This is a genomic window from Rhodococcus sp. P3_B8 (genome assembly GCF_056402775.1).
Genome location: NZ_JBFUGT010000016.1, coordinates 59,882 through 81,976 on the forward strand (window position 1 = coordinate 59,882; position 22,095 = coordinate 81,976).

Annotated in this window: 21 protein-coding genes and 2 pseudogenes; 15 read left to right on the forward strand and 8 right to left on the reverse strand. The window is 68.6% G+C overall.

Annotated elements, in window-relative coordinates; all coding sequences use genetic code 11:
- Positions 1-2 precede the first annotated feature (2 nt).
- From AC1D1G_RS09445 to AC1D1G_RS09470, 6 genes are read left to right on the forward strand one after another with little or no spacing between them, the layout of a single operon-like run.
- Positions 3-587: a (2Fe-2S)-binding protein gene (locus AC1D1G_RS09445; RefSeq protein ID WP_105417316.1), complete on the forward strand. Its 585-nt coding sequence runs from the start codon at positions 3-5 to the stop codon at positions 585-587.
- The gene (locus AC1D1G_RS09450) at positions 584-2,986 is read left to right on the forward strand and encodes an aerobic carbon-monoxide dehydrogenase large subunit (RefSeq protein WP_477951815.1); all 2,403 of its coding nucleotides are present in this window, start codon (positions 584-586) and stop codon (positions 2,984-2,986) included. The genes AC1D1G_RS09445 and AC1D1G_RS09450 overlap by 4 nt, the downstream gene beginning before the upstream one ends.
- Positions 2,987-3,015: 29 nt before the next feature.
- Positions 3,016-3,909 (forward strand): XdhC family protein, encoded by an 894-nt coding sequence (locus AC1D1G_RS09455; protein ID WP_477951817.1) that lies wholly within the window; start codon positions 3,016-3,018, stop codon positions 3,907-3,909.
- Positions 3,906-4,793: an AAA family ATPase gene (locus AC1D1G_RS09460; protein ID WP_283330910.1), complete on the forward strand. Its 888-nt coding sequence runs from the start codon at positions 3,906-3,908 to the stop codon at positions 4,791-4,793. Before AC1D1G_RS09455 ends, AC1D1G_RS09460 begins: the two co-directional genes overlap by 4 nt.
- 12 nt (positions 4,794-4,805) lie before the next feature.
- Positions 4,806-5,447: an SRPBCC family protein gene (locus tag AC1D1G_RS09465; RefSeq protein WP_105417324.1), complete on the forward strand. Its 642-nt coding sequence runs from the start codon at positions 4,806-4,808 to the stop codon at positions 5,445-5,447.
- Complete coding sequence (locus AC1D1G_RS09470) at positions 5,444-6,661, forward strand: vWA domain-containing protein (protein ID WP_477951819.1); 1,218 nt, start codon at positions 5,444-5,446, stop codon at positions 6,659-6,661. The genes AC1D1G_RS09465 and AC1D1G_RS09470 overlap by 4 nt, the downstream gene beginning before the upstream one ends.
- Before the next feature lie 413 nt (positions 6,662-7,074).
- On the opposite strand, the gene ligD is transcribed toward AC1D1G_RS09470, so the two are convergent.
- The 3 genes from ligD to AC1D1G_RS09485 all read right to left on the reverse strand — a co-directional run bounded on the left by ligD (position 7,075) and on the right by AC1D1G_RS09485 (position 10,255).
- Positions 7,075-8,046, reverse strand: a complete 972-nt coding sequence (gene ligD, locus AC1D1G_RS09475; RefSeq protein ID WP_477951820.1) for a non-homologous end-joining DNA ligase — start codon at positions 8,044-8,046, stop codon at positions 7,075-7,077.
- A 115-nt stretch (positions 8,047-8,161) separates the two neighbouring features.
- Positions 8,162-8,596 (reverse strand): PAS domain-containing protein, encoded by a 435-nt coding sequence (locus AC1D1G_RS09480; RefSeq protein ID WP_283351650.1) that lies wholly within the window; start codon positions 8,594-8,596, stop codon positions 8,162-8,164.
- A gap of 57 nt (positions 8,597-8,653) precedes the next feature.
- A complete protein-coding gene (locus AC1D1G_RS09485) occupies positions 8,654-10,255 on the reverse strand; it encodes a serine/threonine-protein kinase (RefSeq protein ID WP_477951821.1) in 1,602 nt (533 codons plus the stop codon).
- A gap of 188 nt (positions 10,256-10,443) precedes the next feature.
- On the opposite strand from AC1D1G_RS09485, the gene AC1D1G_RS09490 reads away from it, so the two are divergent.
- Complete coding sequence (locus tag AC1D1G_RS09490; RefSeq protein ID WP_280780676.1) at positions 10,444-10,932, forward strand: FBP domain-containing protein; 489 nt, start codon at positions 10,444-10,446, stop codon at positions 10,930-10,932.
- Positions 10,933-11,087: 155 nt separating this feature from the next.
- Here the strand turns inward: AC1D1G_RS09490 and AC1D1G_RS09495 are convergent, their stop codons facing one another.
- Positions 11,088-12,206: an AbrB family transcriptional regulator gene (locus tag AC1D1G_RS09495; protein ID WP_280780677.1), complete on the reverse strand. Its 1,119-nt coding sequence runs from the start codon at positions 12,204-12,206 to the stop codon at positions 11,088-11,090.
- A gap of 93 nt (positions 12,207-12,299) precedes the next feature.
- Here AC1D1G_RS09495 and AC1D1G_RS09500 point away from each other — a divergent pair, with 93 nt between their 5' ends.
- A complete protein-coding gene (locus AC1D1G_RS09500) occupies positions 12,300-12,998 on the forward strand; it encodes a GntR family transcriptional regulator (protein WP_280780678.1) in 699 nt (232 codons plus the stop codon).
- A 9-nt stretch (positions 12,999-13,007) separates the two neighbouring features.
- On the opposite strand, the gene AC1D1G_RS09505 is transcribed toward AC1D1G_RS09500, so the two are convergent.
- Positions 13,008-13,304, reverse strand: coding sequence for a hypothetical protein (locus AC1D1G_RS09505; RefSeq protein ID WP_477951824.1), 297 nt, complete (start codon positions 13,302-13,304; stop codon positions 13,008-13,010).
- Between the two features lie 278 nt (positions 13,305-13,582).
- On the opposite strand from AC1D1G_RS09505, the gene AC1D1G_RS09510 reads away from it, so the two are divergent.
- A complete protein-coding gene (locus tag AC1D1G_RS09510; protein WP_477951825.1) occupies positions 13,583-14,647 on the forward strand; it encodes a LacI family DNA-binding transcriptional regulator in 1,065 nt (354 codons plus the stop codon).
- Between the two features lie 13 nt (positions 14,648-14,660).
- Here the strand turns inward: AC1D1G_RS09510 and AC1D1G_RS09515 are convergent, their stop codons facing one another.
- Positions 14,661-15,200 (reverse strand): FAD-dependent monooxygenase, encoded by a 540-nt coding sequence (locus AC1D1G_RS09515; RefSeq protein ID WP_477951826.1) that lies wholly within the window; start codon positions 15,198-15,200, stop codon positions 14,661-14,663.
- A gap of 206 nt (positions 15,201-15,406) precedes the next feature.
- Positions 15,407-15,868, reverse strand: a pseudogene (locus tag AC1D1G_RS09520) (FAD-dependent oxidoreductase); the annotation flags it as partial.
- Between the two features lie 248 nt (positions 15,869-16,116).
- Between AC1D1G_RS09520 and AC1D1G_RS09525 the strand changes: the two are divergent.
- Both AC1D1G_RS09525 and AC1D1G_RS09530 read left to right on the forward strand, forming a co-directional pair.
- Positions 16,117-17,295, forward strand: coding sequence for a Gfo/Idh/MocA family protein (locus AC1D1G_RS09525; protein ID WP_283330927.1), 1,179 nt, complete (start codon positions 16,117-16,119; stop codon positions 17,293-17,295).
- A 65-nt stretch (positions 17,296-17,360) separates the two neighbouring features.
- Positions 17,361-18,362: a sugar phosphate isomerase/epimerase family protein gene (locus AC1D1G_RS09530; protein WP_477951827.1), complete on the forward strand. Its 1,002-nt coding sequence runs from the start codon at positions 17,361-17,363 to the stop codon at positions 18,360-18,362.
- Here AC1D1G_RS09530 and AC1D1G_RS09535 read toward each other — a convergent pair.
- Entirely contained in the window at positions 18,359-19,237 is an 879-nt protein-coding gene (locus tag AC1D1G_RS09535; RefSeq protein ID WP_283351666.1) for a LysR family transcriptional regulator, read from the reverse strand. The two genes, AC1D1G_RS09530 and AC1D1G_RS09535, sit on opposite strands and share 4 nt — an antisense overlap.
- Before the next feature lie 83 nt (positions 19,238-19,320).
- On the opposite strand from AC1D1G_RS09535, the gene AC1D1G_RS09540 reads away from it, so the two are divergent.
- From AC1D1G_RS09540 to AC1D1G_RS09555, 4 genes and pseudogenes are all read left to right on the forward strand, one after another.
- Positions 19,321-20,211, forward strand: coding sequence for an EamA family transporter (locus AC1D1G_RS09540; protein WP_418341454.1), 891 nt, complete (start codon positions 19,321-19,323; stop codon positions 20,209-20,211).
- Between the two features lie 41 nt (positions 20,212-20,252).
- Positions 20,253-20,837, forward strand: a complete 585-nt coding sequence (locus AC1D1G_RS09545; RefSeq protein ID WP_477951829.1) for a biotin transporter BioY — start codon at positions 20,253-20,255, stop codon at positions 20,835-20,837.
- Positions 20,834-21,955 carry a class I adenylate-forming enzyme family protein gene (locus tag AC1D1G_RS09550; protein ID WP_477951830.1) on the forward strand — a complete coding sequence of 374 codons (1,122 nt, stop codon included), beginning with the start codon at positions 20,834-20,836 and terminating at the stop codon, positions 21,953-21,955. Before AC1D1G_RS09545 ends, AC1D1G_RS09550 begins: the two co-directional genes overlap by 4 nt.
- Positions 21,943-22,095 (forward strand): annotated as a pseudogene (locus tag AC1D1G_RS09555) (acetyl-CoA C-acyltransferase); the annotation flags it as partial. The gene AC1D1G_RS09550 and the pseudogene AC1D1G_RS09555, both read left to right, overlap by 13 nt.

The window sequence follows — 22,095 nt, forward strand, 5'->3', positions numbered from 1 at the left end:
CCATGCAGGTGAACATGACCGTCAACGGTGAGGCAGTGAGCGCCGAGGTGGAACCGCGCATGCTGCTGGTCCATTTCCTCCGCGACCAGCTCGGCCTGACCGGAACCCACTGGGGCTGCGACACCAGCAACTGCGGCACGTGCGTCGTCACCGTGGACGGCGATCCGGTGAAGTCGTGCACGATGCTCGCCGCGATGGCGAGCGGACACGACGTTCGCACGGTCGAGGGCCTCGAACACGACGGCGAACTCGATCCAGTCCAGCAGGGCTTCATGCAGTGCCACGGACTGCAGTGCGGGTTCTGYACCCCCGGCATGATGATGACGGCGCGGGCACTACTCGACCGGGAGGAGAGCCCCGACGAGGCCACCATCCGGGAAGCGATCTCCGGCCAGATCTGCCGCTGCACCGGGTACACCACGATCGTGCGCTCGATCCAGTGGGCTGCCGACCATCGGGCGGGCGAGGCCGCCGAGCCGGAACCGGCAGGCGACTTCGACGCGGACGTGCAGGAGGACAAGACGCGGGGCGCCGAGGGCGCACCGATGACAGTCGAGGAACACGCGACGACTGGAAGTGCATCATGACCACCGTCGAATCCCGCCCGCCGTCTGGCGGCGCGGATATCGTCGACAACGACAAGAAGCCCTGCGGCCACGGCCGCATGCTGCGCAAGGAGGACCCCCGCTTTATCCGGGGGCTCGGAAATTACGTCGACGACATCACCCTCCCCGGCATGCTGCACCTGGCGATCCTGCGGTCGCCGGTCGCGCACGCGCGGATCGTGAACATCGATACCACTGCGGCACAGGAACACCCGAAGGTGACGGCAGTGGTGACGGGCGCCGACCTCGCCGCGAAGAACCTCGCCTGGATGCCGACGCTGTCCAACGACGTGCAGGCCGTGCTGGCCACCGACAAGGTGCGTTTCCAGGGCCAGGAGGTGGCGTTCGTCATCGCCGAGGACCGTTATTCGGCCCGGGACGCACTGGAACTGATCGACGTCGAATACGACATGCTCGATCCCGTCGTCGACGCACGCGCCGCGCTCTCGCCCGACGCGCCGGTGATCCGCGACGACCTCGAGGGCAAGACGGACAATCACTGCTTCGACTGGGAGACAGGCGATGCCGCCGCGACCGAGGCGGTGTTCGCGAAGGCGGACGTGGTGGTGAAGCAGGAGATCGTCTACCCCAGGGTGCATCCGGCTCCGATGGAGACGTGCGGTGCGATCGCCGACGTCGACAAGGTGTCCGGCAAGCTCACCCTGTACACCACGTCGCAGGCCCCGCACGCGCACCGGACCGTCTACGCTTTGGTCTCGGGGATCCCGGAGCACAAGATCCGGGTGGTGTCCCCGGACATCGGCGGTGGATTCGGCAACAAGGTCCCGATCTACCCGGGATACGTGTGTGCCATCGTGGCGTCGCTCGTGACGGGCAAACCGGTGAAGTGGATGGAGGATCGCAGCGAGAACCTGATGAGCACGGGCTTCGCCCGCGACTACATCATGGTCGGCGAGATCGCGGCGACCAGCGAGGGCAAGATCCTCGCGATCCGCACGAAGGTACTGGCCGATCACGGTGCGTTCAACGGCACGGCGGCCCCGGTGAAGTATCCGGCCGGTTTCTTCGGCGTCTTCACCGGCAGCTACGACATCGAGGCTGCGCACTGCGCGATGACGGCGGTCTACACGAACAAGGCGCCCGGCGGGGTGGCGTACGCCTGCTCGTTCCGCATCACCGAGGCCGTGTATCTGGTCGAGCGGCTCGTCGACTGCCTGGCGTTCGGCCTGAAGATGGATCCGGCGGAGCTGCGGCTGAAGAATTTGCTGAGGCCGGAACAGTTCCCGTACACCAGCAAGACCGGGTGGGTGTACGACTCGGGTGACTATGAGACCACCATGCGCAAGGCCATGGACATGATCGGCTACCAGCAGTTGCGGGAGGAGCAGAAGGAACGCCGCGAACGCGGCGAGCTGATGGGAATCGGCATGTCGTTCTTCACCGAAGCCGTCGGTGCCGGCCCCCGGAAGGACATGGACATCCTCGGCCTGGGCATGGCCGACGGCTGCGAACTGCGCGTCCACCCGACGGGCAAGGCCGTCGTGCGGTTGTCGGTGCAAACCCAGGGGCAGGGTCACGAGACGACGTTCGCGCAGATCGTGGCGGAGGAACTGGGGATCCCACCGGACGACATCGACGTCGTGCACGGCGACACCGACAACACGCCGTTCGGGCTCGGCACGTACGGCAGCCGGTCGACACCGGTGTCGGGGGCGGCCGCGGCGCTGGTGGCCCGCAAGGTGCGGGACAAGGCGAAGATCATCGCCTCGGGCATGCTCGAGGCCTCGGTCGCGGATCTGGAATGGGAGAAGGGCGAATTCCATGTGAAGGGCGATCCCTCGGCGAAGGTGACCATCCAGGACATCGCGATGCGGGCGCACGGCGCCGGCGACCTGCCGGAGGGAATCGAAGGCGGACTCGACGCGCAGATCTGTTACAACCCCGAGAATCTGACGTACCCCTACGGCGCGTACTTCTGCGTCGTCGACGTCGATCCCGGCACCGCGGTGGTGAAGGTGCGGCGGTTCCTCGCCGTCGACGACTGCGGCACGCGCATCAACCCGATGATCATCGAGGGGCAGGTCCACGGCGGCATCGTCGACGGCATCGGTATGGCGCTCATGCAGATCATCGAGTTCGACGAGGACGGCAACTGCCTCGGCGGATCACTGATGGACTACCTGATCCCCACCGCGCTCGAGGTCCCGAAGCTCGAGACCGGTTTCACCGTGACCCCGTCGCCGCATCACCCGATCGGCGCGAAGGGCATCGGCGAGTCCGCGACGGTCGGATCGCCCGCGGCCGTGGTGAACGCGGTCGTGGATGCGCTCGCCCCGTTCGGTGTCCGGCATGCCGACATGCCGCTCACCCCGTCCCGGGTGTGGGAGGCCATGCAGGGCCGCGCGACACCCCCGATCTGAATGTCGCCCGTCGGCTGCGAGGAGGCCCGATGGATCTGAAAGAGCGTGCGGCGCAACTGGCGCGCGACCGCAGGCCGTTCGTCCATGCGACCGTGGTGCGGGCGCAGCCGCCCACGTCCAGCCACACCGGCGACGAGGCGATCCTCCTGCAGGACGGGACGATCGAGGGGTTCGTCGGCGGTCAGTGCGCGCAGAATTCGGTACGCATGGCCGCCCTGGGCGCGCTGGCAACCAACGAGAGCGTGTTGCTGCGGGTCCTTCCCGACGGGGCGGTGCAGTTCCCCGAGACTCCGGGCGCGTCCGTCGTGGTGAATCCGTGCCTGTCCGGCGGCGCCATGGAGATCTTCCTGGAGCCGCAACTGCCACCGCCGTTGGTGCGGATCTTCGGCACCACGCCGATCGCGCAGGCGTTGGGGGGCATAGCGGAACTGCTGGGATTCACCGTCGAGCACGACGACGCCGGTTTCGAGCAGTTCTCCGGCACCACGGCGGTGGTGCTCGCCGGTCACGGCGGACCCGAAGCGGAGGTCATCCGTGCGGCGCTCGACGCCGGGGTCGGGTATGTCGGGCTCGTCGCCAGCCGACTACGCGGTGGGGCCATCCTCGACACTCTGGGTCTCACCGAGTCCGAACGGTCGCGGGTACACACCCCCGTCGGTCTCGACATTGGGGCGCGGACGTCGGCGGAGATCGCGGTGTCGATCGCGGCCGAGTTGGTGCAGGAACTGCGGACCGCGGGACTTCGCGCGCCCGAAGATGATTCGACTCGGCGAGCGGCGGTGACCGAGGCGGTCGATCCGGTGTGCGGGATGCGCGTCGTCGTGGGGCGGGACACCGCCCACCTACGGCGCGGCGGTGACGACTTCTGGTTCTGCGGGCCGGGTTGCCGGGCATCGTTCGCGCAGGAGACGGGAGCGGTATGACGGCGGCATTCGAGGACGTGGCGGACGTGGTCCGGCGCTTCGATGCCGAGGACTACCTCCTGGACTTCGGAACCGCGTCGGCCCTGTATCTCGCGGCGGCCCTGCGCCGCCCGCTCCTGCTCGAAGGCGAACCCGGAGTCGGCAAGACCACCGCGGCGAAGGCTCTCGCGACCGTCCTCGGCGCCCCGCTGATCCGATTGCAGTGCTACGAGGGCCTCACCGCGAACGAAGCCCTCTACGACTGGAACTACCAGCGGCAGTTGCTCACCATCCGGCTGGCCGAATCGCGGGGCGACGGCCTCACCGAGGACGACCTGTTCGCCGAGGAGTTCCTGCTGGAACGTCCGATCCTCCATTGCGTGAGATATCGGGGACCGACCCCGCCCGTACTGTTGATCGACGAAATAGACCGAGCCGACGACGAGTTCGAGGCACTCCTCCTCGAATTCCTAGGGGAGGCATCGGTCACCGTGCCGGAACTGGGAACGTTCACGGCCGAACAGCACCCCGTCGTCGTGCTGACGTCCAACCGGAGTCGCGACCTCCACGACGCGCTGCGCAGACGATGCCTCTACCACTGGATCGACTATCCGGAGCCGGCGCGGGCGGCCGCCATCGTGCGCCGCACGGTGCCCGTGGCGGCGTCGCCCCTCATCGAGCACGCCACCCGCTTCGTCGGCCGGGCCCGCGAACTCGATCTCGACAAGCCGCCCGGAATCGCCGAGACGATCGACTGGGTGTCCGCACTCGCGGCGCTGGGAGTGGCCGATCTGGTGCGCGACGACGCGATCCAGAGCCTGAGTGCCCTCGCGAAGACCCCGGACGACCGCACAATAGTTCAGGACGCATTCACCGACTACGCGCACGGCCTGGCCACCGGATGAGAGGCAACTGCCATGAAGATCGCCAACGAGTTCACCGTCAGCGCCCCGATCGAGCAGGCCTGGGAGGTGCTCAGCGACCTCGAGGAGGTTGCTCCCCTGCTCCCCGGAGCTCAGATGACAGGGCGGGAGGGTGACGATTACCTGGGGAAGGTGAAGGTCAAGGTCGGCCCGGTGACCAGCGAGTTCAAAGGCAAGGCCGCCTTCGTCGAGCGTGACCCGAAGGAGCATCGCGCCGTGATCGATGCCCGCGGGAGGGATTCGCGCGGGTCCGGCAACGCGTCCGCGACGATCATCGCCCAGTTGCACGAGGTCGGCGACCGCACCCGCGTCACCGTGGACACCGACATGAAGATCGTCGGCAAACTCGCGCAGTTCGGCAGCGGAATGATCCAGCAGGTGTCGGAGAAACTCATGGGGCAGTTCGCGGAGTCGCTGGAAGCGAAGCTCGCCGGGGGACCCGCCGACCAGCCCACGGCCGAGCCCGAGGCGGCCGGCACCACGAACCTTTCCGTGGCCCGGCCTGCCGCCGAACCGGCGCCGCTGGACCTGCTGGCGCTGTCCGGTGCGGGTGCGTGGAAACGGTACGCCCCGATCCTCGCTGCCATCCTCGCCGGGATCGTGGTCGTCCTCGTGGTGGGCCGCCGCAGGCGATGAGCGCGTCGGGCGTCCTGCGGGGCGTCGATCTCGCGGCGTTCGCGGTGGCACTCGTCGCCCGGTTGCGCTCACGTGGTGTCGTCGTCTCGGCGAGTGGCCCCGCGGTGTTCGTGCAGGCACTTCATCTGTCGCCGCCGGCTTCGCGGTCGCGGCTGTACTGGTCGGCGCGTCTGACGCTGGTCAACCGCGTCGACGACCTCGCGTCGTTCGACGCGGTGTTCTCCGCGGTCTTCGAGGACGCCGTGCTGTCCGTGGATCCGCACGCGCGACGCGGCGCTGCGGGACGAGAGACCGCCCTCGCCGGTGTCCGAGACGGTCGCGACCGGCCCGGTGAGGCGCAGGACGTCGAGGGCGTGCCGTGGATGACACGACCGATGATGACCGGCGGCGACGACAGCGGCGAGGACGACATTCACGACGCGCTCACCGCCGTGCCGGACACCCTGCCCAGCAGGCTCGTGGCCCGCGCCGACGAACCCTTCGCCCGATTCGACGCCGGCGACCTCCGGCTCCTCGGGTCCTGGCTGGAGCAGGCCACCGCCGCGTGGCCGTCCCGCCGCACCCGACGTCGCGAAGTGCATCGCCGCGGCCGGCGTATCGACCTGCGCGCCACCATGAACCGGTCGAGGGCCACGGGCTGGGAGCCGGTGGTCCTCGCGCGGAGCCGTCCGCGGAGCCGTCCGCGGCGCATCGTGATGCTGTGCGACGTGAGCCGGTCGATGCAGCCGTACGCCGCGATCTATCTCCATCTGATGCGGGCGGCGGTGCAACGACAGACCGCGGGCAGGCCGGAGGTGTTCGCGTTCTCCACGTCGCTGACGAGGCTCACGCCCGTGCTCGCCCACCGCAGCGCCGAGACCGCGGTCCGTAGGGCGAACGACAAGGTGGACGACAGGTTCGGTGGCACCCACATCGCGGGCAGCGTCAGCGAACTGCTCGCGTCCCCGCACGGCAACGCGCTGCGCGGCGCAGTCGTGGTCATCGCGTCCGACGGCTGGGACAGCGACGACCCGACGCGCCTGGCGCAGGCCCTCACCCGGGTCCGGCGCCGCGCCCATCGACTGGTGTGGCTCAACCCCCGCGCCGGTGATCCCGACTTCCGGCCGCTCGCCGGATCGATGGCGGCCGCGCTGCCCCTCTGCGATGCTTTCCTCCCCGCGCATTCCGTGTCGGCGCTCCGCGACGTGCTGGACGTGATCAGCCGGATGGGATAGCGGGGGTGCGATTTCCACCCCCAGGGTGCCTGGCCGCCGTCATGTGTTTCGCCGAAGCTCAATGGACGGTGCACACCGTTCTTCAGCTCACAGGAGGAACCCACATGTCGACTTCCAGAACTTCCGCCAGAATCGTGGCTGCCATCGGGGCGGCCCTCGCAGCCCTCTCGATCTCACTGGTGGGGACGGCCGAAATCGCCGGCGCCAGACCATGTCAGAACGATTGTCACGCACCGGTTCCCAAGCCGCCGGTCGACGGCTGCCAACTCTGCAATCCCAACCCACCACCGCCTCCGCCGCCACCGCCCCCGCCGCCACGGTAGGGAAGAGTCCGGCATGCCAGACACGCGCCTCGGCCGCACGGTCGGGGCGCGTGTCGCTTTGTGGGGACGCCCTCGGTCAGTTGTCCGCGATCAGTCCTCCGCGCCACCGGGATCCGATTCGCCTTCGGCCTCGTCGCGGTCGGCCCACTCGAGCAGCGGTTCGAGCGAGAACACGGCGTCGTCGATTCCGGCATGCAGGTCACCGAGTTTCGCGAAGCGGTCGGGGACGGTGGTGATCGTGAACTCGTGGGGGTCCACGTCGTCGATCTCGTCCCACGTCACCGGTGTGGACACGGTCGCGTCGGGCACACCCCGCACCGAGTACGCGCTGGCGATGGTGTGATCGCGGGCGTTCTGGTTGTAGTCGACGAACAGTTTGCGCGGATCGCGGTTCTTCCGCCACCAGGTGGTGGTGACGTCCTGCGGGGCCCGGCGCTCCACCTCGCGGGCGAAGGCCAGCGCGGCCCGCCGGACATCGCCGAAACTCCAGTCGGGCCGGATCCGGACGTAGACGTGCATGCCGCTTCCGCCGGACGTCTTCGGCCAGCCCGTCGCACCCAGTTCGTCGAGCACCTCGTGCACCACCCCGGCCACGCGCCGCACCGTATCGAAACCGCACTCGGGCATCGGATCGAGATCGATCCGCCACTCGTCGGGGCGTTCGACGTCCGCGCGGCGCGAGTTCCACGGATGGAACTCGACCGTGGACATCTGCACCGCCCAGATCACGTCCGCCGGGTGCGTCACGCACAGTTCGTCGGCGTGACGGTTGTACCGCGGAAACGTCACCCGCACCGTCTGGACCCAGTCCGGTGCACCGTGCGGCAACCGTTTCTGGTGCACCTTCTCGCCGCTCAGGCCGTCCGGAAAGCGGTGCATCATGCAGGGACGTTCGCGCAGGGCGCGGACGATCCCGTCGCCGACCCTCAGGTAGTAATTCGCGAGGTCGAGCTTCGTGGCACCGGTGGCGGGGAAGTAGACGCGTTCCGGGTGCGAGATCCGCACGGTCCGGTCGCCGACCTCCAGTTCGACAGCGGGAGCCTTGCTCTTGCCGGTCGCCATGCAGTCAACCTAACCCGCACTCGATCCCTCCCGCGCTGTTTGCAGACGGTTTCGCCGGAATCCCAGGCAAATTGCGTGTGAAGCTGGCAAATGTCCGTGCGTCTGTGGGGCGGGGTCAGAAGCCGGGCGCCCGGCCGCCGTTCCACAGTTGTTCGGTGACGTCGTGGAAGCAGACGAGGGTCACCGGATCGTCCTGCCGGCGGAGGATGGGCCGGCTGACGAGTGCGCGCACTCGGGATCCGTCCTGATGTGCGAGGTCGACGAGTGTGGTGGCGGACTCGCGGAGGTGCTCGACCGCGCCGGCACCCGTCGGTGCGTCGTCCAGATCGAGGAGTTCGGACACCGGACGTCCGCGCAGTGACGAGACGGGATGACCCAGCATCTCCTCGAAAGCACTGTTCGCATGGACGACGGTGCCGTCGCTCTCGACCGCCAGGACGGGAACCGGAAGGCGTTCGAGCAGGACGAGGGCGGGTAGCTGCTCGAGGTAGCCCAAGGGAGTTTCCGGGGTCGGGCGACGTCTCTCCTCATGCTCTGCCTGTGCGCTCACAGCCCTATACTCTCACCGATTCCGACCGCTCGTCCCGTTGTCGTCGTAGACGGCGGTTCAGCGGTGTGCGGACTCGACCATCGGTTCGGTCGCGAGGATCCGTCCGTCGCCGCCGACGATGGTCAGGGCGGACGGGGTGAGCCGGTACTGGGTGCCGCCGTCGCCGGTGGCCACGAAGCCGGAACCGCTCGAGATCGGGTCGTCGACGGAGATGGCGGCGCCGTCGCTGATGCGCACGCCCTGGTAGTAATAGCGCCCCACTCCGGTCTCGCAGACCACGACGAGAGACTTCGTGGTGCGACCGACGAACACCGCCGGGTTGGTGTAGTTGCACCGTGCATCGGACGGGGGCAGGAAACCCTGCCCGTCGGCGCCCGACACCTCGCCGGCGATCGGCGGCGGGGGAGCCGTCGTCGTTCTGGGTGTCGTCACGGCAGGCGGGACCGTCGTCGGCGCCGCCGACGTGACGGGTACGTCCTCCGTGGCCGGGATGCGGACCCGACTGCTGGTGGCGGCGGCGTCAGTGGACGCGTCCGGGGTGTTCCGATCCAGCACGAGCCATCCGACCACCCCGCCGAGTGCCAGCAGCGCGATCACCAGCACGGTGACGATCACCGGCACGGCCACCGACCGTCGAGCCGGCGGCGGGGCGGCGTAGGGAGTCGCGGGGTAGTACAGCGCCGCCGGGGGTGGCGCGGGTGGCCCGCTGTGGAACGCGGTCGGCGGGTAGACGGGGGGACGGCCGCGGTCGTCGACGCGCGTCGGTTCGGACCGCATGCCCGGCGAGGGTTCCGGGCGGGTCACGATGTCGGTTTCGGTCTTCCGCTCGCGAGCGGTCAACGCGGACCGGGCGGCAGCCGCGAAGCCGCCGGCCGTCGGGTACCGATCACGGGGGTCCTTGGCCAGACCTCGGGCGATCACCTCGTCGAACGTGGCGGGCACGTCGGGTCGAATCGAGCTGGGGCTGGGCACCGGCGTCGTGAGGTGGGCGCGGATCGCGCTGCTGATGCTGGTGGACGGGAACGGGATGGACCCGGTGAGGCATTCGTAGAGGACACACGCCAGCGAGTAGACGTCCGCGCGCGCATCGACCGGCGCATTGTCGAACCGCTCGGGCGCCATGTACGCGTAGGAGCCGACAGCGCTGCCGAGGGTGGTGAGGCGGAGGTCGGAACTCGAGTGTGCGATACCGAAGTCGACGAGGTACGCGAACTCACCCGCCGTGACGAGAATGTTCTCCGGCTTGACGTCGCGGTGGATGAGACCGTCGGTGTGCGCGGCGTCGAGTGCCGCCGCGATCTGGTCGACGATCGCGACCGCGTGTGCGGGACCCATCGGGCCCCGTGTGCGGAGCAGCGAACGCAGGTCCTGTCCCACGACCAGGCGCATGTCGATGTAGAGCACGCCGTCGATTTCGCCCCAGTCGTGAATCGGAATGACGTGCGGCTCCTGCAACCGGGCCGCGGCATGCGATTCGCGACGAAACCGCTGCTGATAGGTGGGGTCTTTCGCGAGGTCGACGTCGAGGATCTTGAGGGCGACGGTGCGATCCTTGGTGGTGTCGTACGCCTCGTACACCTCCCCCATTCCGCCTCGGCCGAGCAGCGCCCTGAGATGGTATTGCCCGAACTGCGAGCCGACCCGTGTACCTGCCGCCATTGCCGTTTCCCCTCGAAGCCGGAAACAGCACGATACACGCAGGTGTCGCGCGGTCCGGTCCGGGATGACGAATTCGTTTCCCGCAGTGAGGGATCTGGGATCGTTCCGAAAATCCGTTGCTCGACCTCACTGCGGTCCGTATTGTCACGTGGCTTTGTAACCCGTCGACAGAAGGAGTTCATCTCGTCATGGAACCCGTCACCGAACGCGACATCAGGTCGTCGTTCATCAACTGCTCCAAAGGCGACGCCAAGCGTCTACCCGTCCCTCGTGACCTGGACGATCGGCCCTGGGACGATCTCGACTTCCTCGGCTGGGGTGACCCGTCGTTTCCGGGCCGCTGCTATGTGGTCGTGCCACGGGACGGCGGTCTGGTCGGCGTCGCGCTGCGCTACGAAACGGGCGGTTATCGCCGCGCGCAAATGTGCACGGTCTGTATGACCACGCACGCCAATGGCGGCGTCTCGCTGATGACCGCCCGCAAGTCGGGTGAATCCGGACGCCGGGGCAACTCGATCGGCACCTACATGTGTGCCGATCTCGCGTGCTCGCTCTACGCGCGCCGGAAGAAGTCGCCCGCGCTGGGCAGGCAGTATCGCGAGGATCTCGAGCCCGAGGAGAGGATCGAGCGGGTCCGCGACAACCTCGATGCCTTCATCTCGAGGGTCTACGGCTGACCGATCCGACACCCACCCACCGTGCAGCCCGGTAGCTGCCGACAAGAATCGGAGGTAGATGCCATGCGCCGACATTCGAGGAACCCGCTTCCCGGTGCACCCCGAGTCCGGAGACACTGCAACGACACTCGGGGTGTCCGGAGAGGATTCCCGAACTACGCTCGTCGACGCCGAGAACTGAAGTGGGCAAACGCCTTCGCCATGATCGGGGTGGTGACGAGCATGATGACCAGGCGCAACACCTGCGCGGCCGCGACGAACGTGACGTTGGAGGCGGTGGACGCCGAGACGGCCAGCACCGCCGCCAGGCCACCGGGCGTGGTGGCGAGATAGGCCTCGAGGAGGCTCACACCGGTGAGGTGGGAGAGGAGGACGCCCAAGCCGGCGCAGGCCGCCCCGACCAGCAGCGTGAGCAGCGCCGCATACGGCAGGATTCGTCCGATCGCCCGCAGGCTCGCCCGGTCGAACGCGAGCCCGGCCTGCCAGCCGATGAGAATCAACGCGCCCGTCATCAGCATCGGCGGGACCGCGACCGCGTCGCTCCAGCCGCCGAGTTCGAACCCGGCGCTCACGGCCAGCGGACCCAGCGTCGCGGGAGCGGGTAGTCGCACGAGTGACGCCACGGCGGTGCCGCCCACGATGAACAGTGCCAGGAATGGTAGGGCCACATACCATTCGGACCCGCCGGCATCGGTGCCTGTCACGGTGTCCGTGCCGGTATCGGCGCGGAAACCGAACGTGACGATCATCGGCATCGACACGACGACGAGCGCCACCCTCAGGTACTGCACCACTGCGACGACCCGGTCGTCGCCGCCGAGTTCGCGGGCCATCGCGACGAGTCCGGTGGCGCCGCCCGCAGTCATGGAGAGGGATCCGGTCACCGCGTCCACGTCGCGGTGCAGCGCGAGGAGGGCGCCGGCCGCCACGCTGAGCGCGAGAGTCGCGGCCGCGATCGAGACCACCGGCACCCACATCGAGCCCAGGGCGGCGATTGTGTCCCGGTGCACCATCAGCCCGACCGCGCTCGCCAGCACTCCCTGGGCAAGCTTCCCCAGCGGGCGGGGCACGCGGGACGGGCCCCAGCCGGTGACGGCCAGGGTCGCCCCGACGATCAGAGCCGAGAAGAGTCCGGCCGCTGTCAGTCCGACGCTCTCGCCGACCGCCCAGCCGCCGATCGAGAGTGCGATCAGTGCGAACCATCGGAGTCCGTGACGACGCAGTGCGGCCGTGCGCGTCGGCACGGATCGTTCGGGGGATTGCACGTCGTTCACGGGTGGACGCCTACTCCGGGATGCTGTCCCTGCTCTATGGTGTGCATCAATGTATACCTTAACGGATGCCACTGCGAACGTTAGGATGTATGCATGACGGGTGGGAGCAAGAGCGAGCAGGTATACGAGCAGCTCAGGCAGGACATCCTGAACGGGTCCCTGTCCCCGGGCCAGTCGCTGAGTGCCATCGACGTGGGCGCGCGGTTCTCGGCGTCTCGCACCCCGGTTCGCCAGGCCTTCCTTCGGCTCGAGGGGGAGGGGCTGGTCTCGCTCATCGACCGGCAGGGCGCACGGGTCGCTCCCATCTCGATCAAAAGCGTTCGGGACCTGTTCGAGCTACGCATCCTGCTCGAGGCGGCCGCCGCGCGCATGGTCGCCGAGGCCGTCGCCCGGGACGCCGCGGCCCGGCAGCAGTTCGAAGAGGTAGCGGACGCACTCGGGGCGATCTCCGAGGAGGCCCCGTCCGAGTCCCGGCGAGATCGTTTCTACGAACTCACGGAAACGTACGACCAGGCCGTGATCGCGCACACCCGGAACGCGCAACTGGCCCGATCGATTGCCGAACTCCGGCCGCACACGGAGAGGCTTCGCAACATCGCCCACTCCCGCCCGGCTCGTCTGGACGTCTCGCTGGCGGAGCACCTGTCGATGTGCCGTGCGATCCTCGCCGGCGACGGGCCGGCGGCTGCCGCTGCCTGCACCGAGCACCTGACCCAGACGCAGAAGACCATTCTCGACGCGGTCGTCGATCCGCAGGGAGCGGCCGTCGCCATCGACCTGATCACCGCGTAGTCGGCGCGGTCAGAGGGCGAGGATGGCGGGGACGCTGAGGACTGCCACGTAGTACCCCATGAACAGGACGCCTGCGTGGATCTTGAACGCCCGCGACAGCAGGCCTCCGACGAGTCCGACGGTGAGGGTGACGGTGAGGGTGACGGCGAGGCCGAGGATGCCGCCCTCCCAGACGCTGATGACGACGACCAGGCCGGTGAACGTGGCGATGATCGCCTCGTGGCTGACGTACCGGACGACGAGCGTGGCCGCGCGGTGAGCGAAGTTCATCGCGAACGGATACGCGATGATCGCGGCGATCACCACCGCGCCGAGACCGTAGAGCAGGAACTCCCAATAGCGGTCGAAGTAACTACTGGCTGAGATCGGCGCCGGTGTTCGGGATGTCAGGTCGGGTCAGTGTTCTGTGATCCGCTCCGCCGCTTCGTGCAGGGAGCGCTCGTGCTCGCCGGCGCCCGTAACACCGAACGTCGCGCGTTCGCCCGCGCGATAGCTGCGTTCGGGTAGGTAGCCCGGTCTAGTACTTCGGTCTATGTCGGATACTCTGGGTGTGCCTCGTGCTCGGCGAGCGAAAGGGTCTGCACATGCGAAGCGACGACGCCCGGAGTGGCGGCTCCGTTCCGATGCCCCGGCAGGCCGTCACCATGCAGGACATCGCCGACCGGGTGGGCGTGTCGAAGGCATTGGTCTCCATGGTGTTTCGGCGTGTTCCCGGGCCGAGTGCGGAGACGCGGAAGCGGGTCCTCGACGTCGCGGACGAGCTCGGGTACCGACCGAACCGTACGGCCGCACTGATGTCGCTCCGGCGAACCCACCTCGTGGGTGTGATGGCGGATATTCGCAACAGCTTCCACGCCGAGATGGTCGAGTACATCGTCGCCGCCGCCGACGAGCACGGGTACGAGGTGGTGCTCGGCGCCCTGACTCCCACGCACGCCGAACCGAAAGTCGTCGAAACGCTGCTCGATTTCCGCTGCGAAGCCTTGATCCTGCTCGGCACCGAACTCGGCACCGACGTGCTCGACACGCTCGGGGAGCGGGTACCGGTGGTCGTGGTCGGTCGCCGCGTCGGTGACGGCGCCGTCGACGTCGTGCGGACGGCGGACGGCAAGGGGATCGGCACGGTCGTCGACCATCTCGTGGAGCTGGGACACCGCCGGATCACGCACCTCAGCGGTGGTACGGGCACGATTGCAGCCGACCGGAGGTCGGGATACACCCGTGCCATGCGTCGTCACGGACTCGATATCGACGTCGTCGAGGGCGATTTCACCGACAGCGCCGGAACGGTCGCCGCGGGCACTCTGCTCGGGCGGTCGCAACTTCCCACCGCGGTGATCGCGGCCAACGACCGCAGTGCCATCGGGCTGATCGGCGAACTGCGCAGCCGGGGTGTGCGGATCCCCGAAGACGTCTCGGTCTCCGGATACGACGACAGCGTGCTCGCCCAGCTGGCGCACATCGATCTGACGTCGGTCAATCAGCAACCGCGGGAGCAGTCCGCCACCGCGGTGGATGCGGTCATCCAGCGGCTGGACCGGGGGAGGACCGAGTCGGTGGCTACCGTCCTCCGCCCGCGGCTCGTCGCGCGCCGTACCACCGGGCCCGCGCCCGAGCCGATGGAAGGATCCCGGTCGGGCGTGTCCTGACCTGCGACGGCCGTCAGTGTTCGGCGGGCCGGGGTTGCTCCGCCTGCGCGGGCCATGTGCCCAGATCGTGGGTGTAGAGCCAGGTGGTGGCCCTTTCGTAGAGGTGCCCGAAGGCGATCGGCATGACGAGGTCGTGAAACCGGCGCGCGATCGGGCCGACGGTCTTGGCGTCGCGGTTGGTGCGGGCCGCCTTGGCCATCTTCCCGATTCGGGCGCGGCGGAGCCGGTGGTACTCGGCGAGACAATCCCCGGTCGAGTCGGCATCGGCGAGTGCCCGAGCCAGGACCACGGCGTCTTCGATGGCCATGGAGGCGCCCTGCCCCGCGCCGACCGGGTGGGCGGCGTCGCCGACGAGGACGACGCGTTCGTCGTGCCAGATGGGGACTTCGGCCAGCGTGTGCATGAGCGTCGGACGGTGCAATTGCGTGGTCGCCCTGATGATCTCGAGCGCTTTCGGCTCGAACCGGTACAGCTCGGCGAGTCGGTCGAGCCACCGGTCGTCGCCGATATCTGTCGGTTTCGGTGCCGGGGATCGGCAACCTGCGCGGACCACCACACGGTTCCGTCCGGAGCCGGGATGTGGAGAAAGGCGCCGCAGCGCGCGAAGACCATGTTGAACGTGCCGGTCTCGGCCGGGACGCCGTCGGCGACGCCCGAGACGCTGTAGAGCCCGCCGTATACGGGTCGGGGCGCGCCCGGATCGAGGACCGACCGAGTAGCCGACCAGAGACCGTCGGCACCGACCAGCAGGTCGGCGCGTGCGCTGGAACCGTCGGCGAACTGCGCGCGGATACCGTCGCCCACGGGCTCGGCGGCTACCAGTCGGCGGCCGGTGACGATCCGTACACCGGCCTGCGTTGCGCACTTCCGCAGCACCTCGACCAGGGAATCGCGCATCAGCGTCGCGCTGAACAGCGGATCCCCCGACAGCCGTCCGCGCGGAACTTCCGCGAGCAGCCTGCCCGTACCGGACCACATTCGCTGAGTGGGCACCGCGAAACCGGCCTGCTGCACCTGGTCCAGGCAACCGAGCGCCTCCAGCCCCCGCAGTCCGTTGGATGCCAGACTCAGAAATGAGCCCACCTGTCCTGCCGGGTCGGGGTGTGTTTCGTAGAGGGTGACGTCGAAACCGATGCGGCGCAATGCGATTGCAGTCGCGGTCCCGGACACACCTCCGCCTGCGACGATGGCCTCCACGCGTCCTCCTGAACTGTTATTCACTGAATTAATACTCAGTGAAAGTCTATTCGGTGTGCGCAGGAAGGGGGCGTTCGTCAAGGGGTGCGGCCTGTTGGCCGGCCCGCCGGGGCGGGGGTTGACAGGGTGTCGTGACTCAGCTCATAGTAGTCGTACTAGACCGGTTAAATAGACCGAACTAGCCGGAGGGCGTCTTCACACTCGTGCGGGTGTCTGTGGGTAGCCGACGTGCACTCCCGCCGGGTCAACATCACACCGAAAGGCTTCCACTCATGACTTCCAACTCGATCGGTGTCGCCGTCATCGGCGGCGGCATGGCCGGACGAGCACACGCCGCCGGATATCGCATGGCGTCGACGCTGTTCGGAACCGACCGCCCCGACGTGCGTCTGGTCGCGATTGCCGACACCAACCAGGCAGTCGCCGACGACACCGCGAAGCGGTACGGGTACGAGCGGGCCGAGTACAGCTGGCAGGCCATCGCCGAATCGCCGGACATCGACGCCGTGAGCGTCGTCGTCGCGAACCAGTTGCACCGGGAGATCGTCGAAGGCCTCCTCGCTGCCGGGAAGCACGTGCTGTGCGAGAAGCCCCTGGCCGGGTCGATCGCGGACGCCGAGGCCATGGTCGCGGCCGCCGCGGACGCCGACACGATCGCGACCGTCGGGTACACCTACCGCCGGTCGCCGGCCATCCAGGCGATCCGCGACGAACTCGCGACGGGCCGCCTCGGCGACATCATCCACTTCAACGGGCACTACTGGTGCGACTACGGCCTCGACCCCGCTTCGCCGATCACCTGGCGGTACCGCGGAGGTCCCGGAACCGGCGCGCTGGCAGACGTCGGCAGCCACCTGCTCGACATGGCCGAATTCGTCTGCGGGCCGATCGTCGAGATCAGTGGCGCGACCTTCACCACGGTGATCACGGAGCGTCCCGTGCCTGCCGGAGTCACCTACGGCCACACCAAGGCCGAGACCACCGGTGAGATGGCACCCGTCGAGAACGAGGACCTCGCGACGTTCACGGCGCGCTTCCAAAACGGCGCGGTCGGCACGTTCTCCGCTTCCCGTGTCGCGCACCAGCTTCCGGACGGACTCGGTTTCGAGCTGTTCGGGACGTCCGGCTCCGCGGCGTTCGACCTGGCTCGCGCCGCGGAATTCTCGGTGTCCAGCGAGGGCCTCGACCGCACCGTGAACGGTCAGCGTCGGGTGATCATCGGACCGCAGCACCCGTACATCCAGGGTGGCCTGCCGATGGATGCCGGCGGAGTCGGCCACGGCAAGGCGGAGTTCTTCGCCTACCAGGCCCGGGCGTTCCTCGACCAGATCGCCGGCATCGACGTCCTCGGCCCGCTGCCGTCCTTCGCCCACGCCCTGCGCGGCATGCAGATCGTCACCGCCGTCGCGGAGTCCGCCCGCGCCGACGGAGCAGCCGTCAAGATCGGCTGAACCGCACAACCCTGAACCGCAAAACTACTGAACCGCAACTTCTTCCCACCACGCAAGGAACCCTCATGAAACTCGGTGTGTACACCGCCGTCCTGCACGACCGCAGCCTGCGCGAGGCGCTGGAGACCATCGCGTCCCTCGGGCTCGAGGGCGCGGAGATCAACGCGGGCGGCTTCCTGCCCACCCCGCACCTGCCCGTCAAGGAACTCCTCTCCGGCGAGGTGTCACCGCAGGAGTACCTGAAGGTCTTCGACGAGACCGGCGTCTCCATCGCCGGCCTGAACTGCAACGGCAACCCGCTGCACGCGGATCCCGAGGTGGGCCCCGAGGACGCCGAGGACCTGCGCAACGCCATCAAGGTCGCGGGCCTGCTCGGTGTGGACCGGGTGGTCACGATGTCCGGGCTGCCCGCCGCGCACGCCGGCGGCCAGTGGCCGGCATGGCACGTGAACACATGGGACAGCGGCTATCTCGACTCCCTCGACTACCAGTGGGATCAGGTGGCGGTGCCGTTCTGGAAGGAGATCGACGCGCTCGCCCGTGAGAACGGTGTCAAGGTCGCGATCGAGATGCATCCGCAGAACCTGGTGTTCAACCCGCCGACCCTGAAGCGTCTGGTCGAGAAGACCGGTGCGACGAACGTCGGCGCCGAGATGGACCCGTCGCACCTGTTCTGGCAGGGCATCGATCCGGTCGCCGCTGTCGACTGGCTCGGCGACCTCGTCTTCCACGCCGCCGCGAAGGACACCCGGATCAACGAGAACTGCAAGATCTACGGTGTTCTCGACGACCGGTTCACCCGGATCCCGGCCGACCAGAACCCCACCGGACTCGGTGGCAAGCACGTGGTCAACAAGTGGCCCGAGGACTCGGCGTGGGACTTCGTCGCCGTCGGCCGCGGACACGACGTCGATTTCTGGTCCCGTTTCCTCGCCGCGCTGCAGCGGGTCGACCCCGACATGGCGGTCAACATCGAACACGAGGACGTCGAACTGGGACAGCTCGAAGGACTGCAGGTCGCCGCCCGCACCCTGAAGGATGCGGCTTCCGCCGTGGCCTCCCGCTAGAAACCGGTGACGGCGGCCAGGCGGTCGAGGACCAACCGGAGCGGCGGCCAGGTCGACCTCCCACGACGGGTCACGGCGTAGGCCGTCAGCACGACCTTCGGGTTGGTGAGCGGGCGGACCGTGACTTCCTTGCGCGTGGGACGGTCGGCGGGCAGCAGACCCACCCCGTAGCCGGCGGCGACGAGGTCCTCGACGAGGTCGAGGCTGTCGATCTGATGGGCGATGTGCGGTGTGAAACCCGCGAGCGAGGCCAAGGTGCGGACGGCGTCCTCGTCGGCAGTGTTGCGGGAGTTCACGATCCAGGGCGAACCGGCATAGGCGGCGACGTCTGCGGGTCCGTTCCCGGCGGGCGTGGGGACGCCGAGTCCCCAGGGAGTCGACCACAACGGGACGGCCTCGAGCGCGGTGCCCGGGGATGCCGGTGCCAGGTTGTAGTCGTAGGTCAGGGCGAGGTCGAGTTCGTCGTCGGCGAGCAACGCGAACGCCTCGACCGGCTCGTACTCGCTGATCACCACGTCCACCTGAGAGTGGGTGCGTGCCAGTTCGGCGACGACCGGGAGCAGCGACACCCGGATGCCCGTCGCGAAACCCCCGACGCGCAGGGTGCCGACCGGCTCGGCGTGGGGGTCGAGGTCGAGCCGGGCGGCGTCGACGGCCGCGAGGATGGTGACGGCGTGGTCGGCCAGCCGGCGACCGGCCGGTGTGAGCCGCACCCGGCGGCCGGTCGGTTCGACGAGCTGCGCACCCGTCTCCTTCGCGAGTGCGGCGATCTGCTGGGAGACGGTCGAGGTGGTCAGCCGGTGTGTCTCGGCGACCTCGCGCATGGAGCCGAGACGGGAGAGCTCGAGCAGGAGATGGAGGCGTCGGGTATCCACCCACGTATTGTTCGCGATATCCGAACGGTTTGTCCATGAAAGTCACGTGGACGTGAACGGTCGAGGTGTCATTCAATGCAGGCATGACCAGGAACTCGACCCACGTCGGCGCGACGATGGCGCTGACCTCGATGCTGTGCGTACAGAGCGGACTCGCGATCTCCGTCGGCGTGTCCGAACGCGTCGGCGCCGAGGGCGCCGCCTGGTTGCGCCTGGCATGGGCGGGGGTGTTGCTGGCCGTGATCGTGCGGCCTCGGCCGAAGGCGTTCACGCGTTCGTCCCTCGGCGCGTGCGTCCTGCTCGGAGTGGTCACGGCGGCGGTCACCCTGCTGTTCATGGCCGCGGTGGACCGGATCCCGCTGGGAACCGCCAGCGCGATCGAGTTCCTCGGGCCCCTCGGCGTCGCTGTTCTGCACGGACGAGGTCGCCTGAAGTGGCCGGCACTGGCGGCCGTCGGGGTGCTGCTGCTGACGCAACCCTGGGCCGGCGGCGTCGACCCGGTCGGAATCCTGTTCGCGCTGGGCGCGGCCGCGTGCTGGGCCCTCTACATCGTGCTCACCCAGCGCGTGGGCGACGAGGTGGCCGGTCTCAACGGGCTCGCGGTGTCCATGCCGGTCGCCGGGTTGGTCGCGACTGCGGTGGGCGGGCCGTCGATGCTCGGAAAGATGACGCCGGACCTGTTGATCATCGGGCTGGGTTTGGCGATACTGCTGCCGGTCGTGCCGTTCACGCTGGAGATGCTCGCCCTGCGCCGGCTGAACACCGCCGCGTTCGGGACGCTGATGAGTCTGGAACCGGCGTTCGCGTTGATCATCGGGCTCGTGGTGTTGCACCAGATTCCGGACCACGCGGCCGTCGCCGGTATCTGCTTCGTGGTCGCGGCGGGAATAGGAGCGGCGCGGGCCGGGTCGCGCACGACGCCCGACCAGGGCGACGCTGCGGAGTCTGCCGCACCGTTGTCCGCACCGACCTGATACCTTGAACGTCGTTCAAGTTTGAGGCAAGAGGAGTCGTCATGGCAGATGTCGAGAGTGCTCGGGTGTCGAGGCTCGGTATTTCAGCGCGGGACATGGCGCAGATCGCGGTCTTCGCCGCACTGATCGCGGCGCTGGGACTGCCCGGCGCCATCACGGTCGGCTTCAGCGGAGTGCCGATCACACTGCAGACGCTCGGCGTCATCCTCGCCGGCGCGGTGCTCGGCGCTCGCAAGGGCACAGCCGCTGTCGCGGTCTTCATCGCACTGACCCTCATCGGCCTGCCCCTCCTGTCCGGTGGCCGCACCGGACTGACCGCGCTCGCAGGCCCGAGCGCCGGATACCTCATCGGCTGGATTCCCGCGACGCTGATCATCGGCCTCCTCACCGCCCGGATCCTGCCGAAGTACCCGATCGCGCTCGGTCTCCTGATCAACGCCCTCGGCGGGATCGTCGTCATCTACGTCTTCGGCACCGTCGGACTCCTGCTCCGCACCGATCTGGGTGTCGGCGCCGCCATCACCACCAACTTCGCCTTCATCCCCGGCGACCTGCTCAAGGTCGTCGTCGCGACCGTGGTCGCCAAGAGCGTGCATCGCGCGTACCCCGGCCTGATCCGTACGTGAGTTCCGAACTCGGCGGCTCCGGCGATCAGCCCGCTCTCGATTTCGAAGACCGCACCTACACCTACGCCGAACTCGACCGTGCCATCGACCGATGGATCCTCGAGCACGGCTCGGGTGCGTCTGCCTACGACGCGTCGACGCTGCCGGTCCCGGACGCCCTGATCTGCGTGTGCGCGGCGGCGCGGCAGGGGACGGCGGTGATCGTCGAGAACCCCGACGCGCGCCCGGACCGCACGGCGATTCCGCCGTCCGCGTTTCTGCTGGTCGCGACGTCCGGCTCCACCGGCAGCCCGCGTCCGCTCGCGCGCACCGCGGCCTCCTGGTTCGACAGCTTCCCCGCCTTCACCGCGATCACCGGCATCGACGCGACGGACCACGTGCTGATCACCGGCCCGTTGCACGCCACGATGCACCTGTTCGGCGCCGTGCACGCACTCTGGCGCGGGGCGTGCGTCACCGACGACCCGTCCCGGGCGACGGTGGTGCACGCCGTTCCCGCCGTTCTCCGTGAGGTGGTGGGGAAGGCCCCGAAGCTGCGCACGGCGATCGTCGCCGGGACCGCCCTGGACGACGGCGCCCGCGCGGTGGCGGACGGCATCGAGATCGTCGAGTACTACGGCGCCGCGGAACTCTCCCTCGTAGCGGCGCGCCGGGTGCCCGAACCGCTCCGGCTGCTCGACGGCGTCGACGCCGACATCCGCGACGGTCTGCTGTACGTCCGGTCGCCGTACAGCGTGATCGGAGTCCCGGAGTGGTTCGGCGTCGGTGACCTGGCCGAACTCGGTGACGACGGCGAGCTGACGGTGCGCGGCCGGGGAGAATCCGCGATCAACGTCGGCGGCACCACGGTGGTTGCCGAGGACGTCGAGCGCATCCTCGAGACGGTCGACGGTATCGCCGCGGCCGCCGTCGTCGGATCGCCGCATTCGGTGCTCGGCGAGACCGTCACCGCCGTGGTGGAGCTCGACGGCACCGCGGACATCGGCGAGGTCCGTTCGCGCGCACGGCGGACGCTGACGAAGGAAGCCCTGCCCCGCCGCTGGGTGCCGATCGAGTCGATGCCGCGGACCGCCAGTGGCAAGGTCGCCCGTGGCCGAGTGAGAGACTGGCTGGCATGAGCTCTGTCCCTGTTCTGGTGGCGCCGCGTCGGACGCCGATCGGCAATGCCGGGCACGGGTTCGCCGATCTGACCACCACCGATCTGGCCGCCCCGGTGTTGCGCGACGTTCTGACGTCGCTGCGGGAGTCGGGCCTCGAC

Bases quoted from the DNA above. Each gene is read 5' to 3' on its own strand.
- AC1D1G_RS09455 (WP_477951817.1), top strand. From the start codon at position 3,016: ATGGATCTGAAAGAGCGTGCGGCGCAACTGGCGCGCGACCGCAGGCCG.
- AC1D1G_RS09540 (WP_418341454.1), top strand. From the start codon at position 19,321: ATGACCAGGAACTCGACCCACGTCGGCGCGACGATGGCGCTGACCTCG.
- AC1D1G_RS09485 (WP_477951821.1), bottom strand. From the start codon at position 10,255: ATGGCGGCAGGTACACGGGTCGGCTCGCAGTTCGGGCAATACCATCTC.
- ligD (WP_477951820.1), bottom strand. From the start codon at position 8,046: ATGGCGACCGGCAAGAGCAAGGCTCCCGCTGTCGAACTGGAGGTCGGC.
- AC1D1G_RS09510 (WP_477951825.1), top strand. From the start codon at position 13,583: ATGCGAAGCGACGACGCCCGGAGTGGCGGCTCCGTTCCGATGCCCCGG.
- AC1D1G_RS09460 (WP_283330910.1), top strand. From the start codon at position 3,906: ATGACGGCGGCATTCGAGGACGTGGCGGACGTGGTCCGGCGCTTCGAT.
- AC1D1G_RS09545 (WP_477951829.1), top strand. From the start codon at position 20,253: ATGGCAGATGTCGAGAGTGCTCGGGTGTCGAGGCTCGGTATTTCAGCG.
- AC1D1G_RS09500 (WP_280780678.1), top strand. From the start codon at position 12,300: ATGACGGGTGGGAGCAAGAGCGAGCAGGTATACGAGCAGCTCAGGCAG.
- AC1D1G_RS09465 (WP_105417324.1), top strand. From the start codon at position 4,806: ATGAAGATCGCCAACGAGTTCACCGTCAGCGCCCCGATCGAGCAGGCC.
- AC1D1G_RS09530 (WP_477951827.1), top strand. From the start codon at position 17,361: ATGAAACTCGGTGTGTACACCGCCGTCCTGCACGACCGCAGCCTGCGC.
- AC1D1G_RS09490 (WP_280780676.1), top strand. From the start codon at position 10,444: ATGGAACCCGTCACCGAACGCGACATCAGGTCGTCGTTCATCAACTGC.
- AC1D1G_RS09450 (WP_477951815.1), top strand. From the start codon at position 584: ATGACCACCGTCGAATCCCGCCCGCCGTCTGGCGGCGCGGATATCGTC.
- AC1D1G_RS09525 (WP_283330927.1), top strand. From the start codon at position 16,117: ATGACTTCCAACTCGATCGGTGTCGCCGTCATCGGCGGCGGCATGGCC.
- AC1D1G_RS09470 (WP_477951819.1), top strand. From the start codon at position 5,444: ATGAGCGCGTCGGGCGTCCTGCGGGGCGTCGATCTCGCGGCGTTCGCG.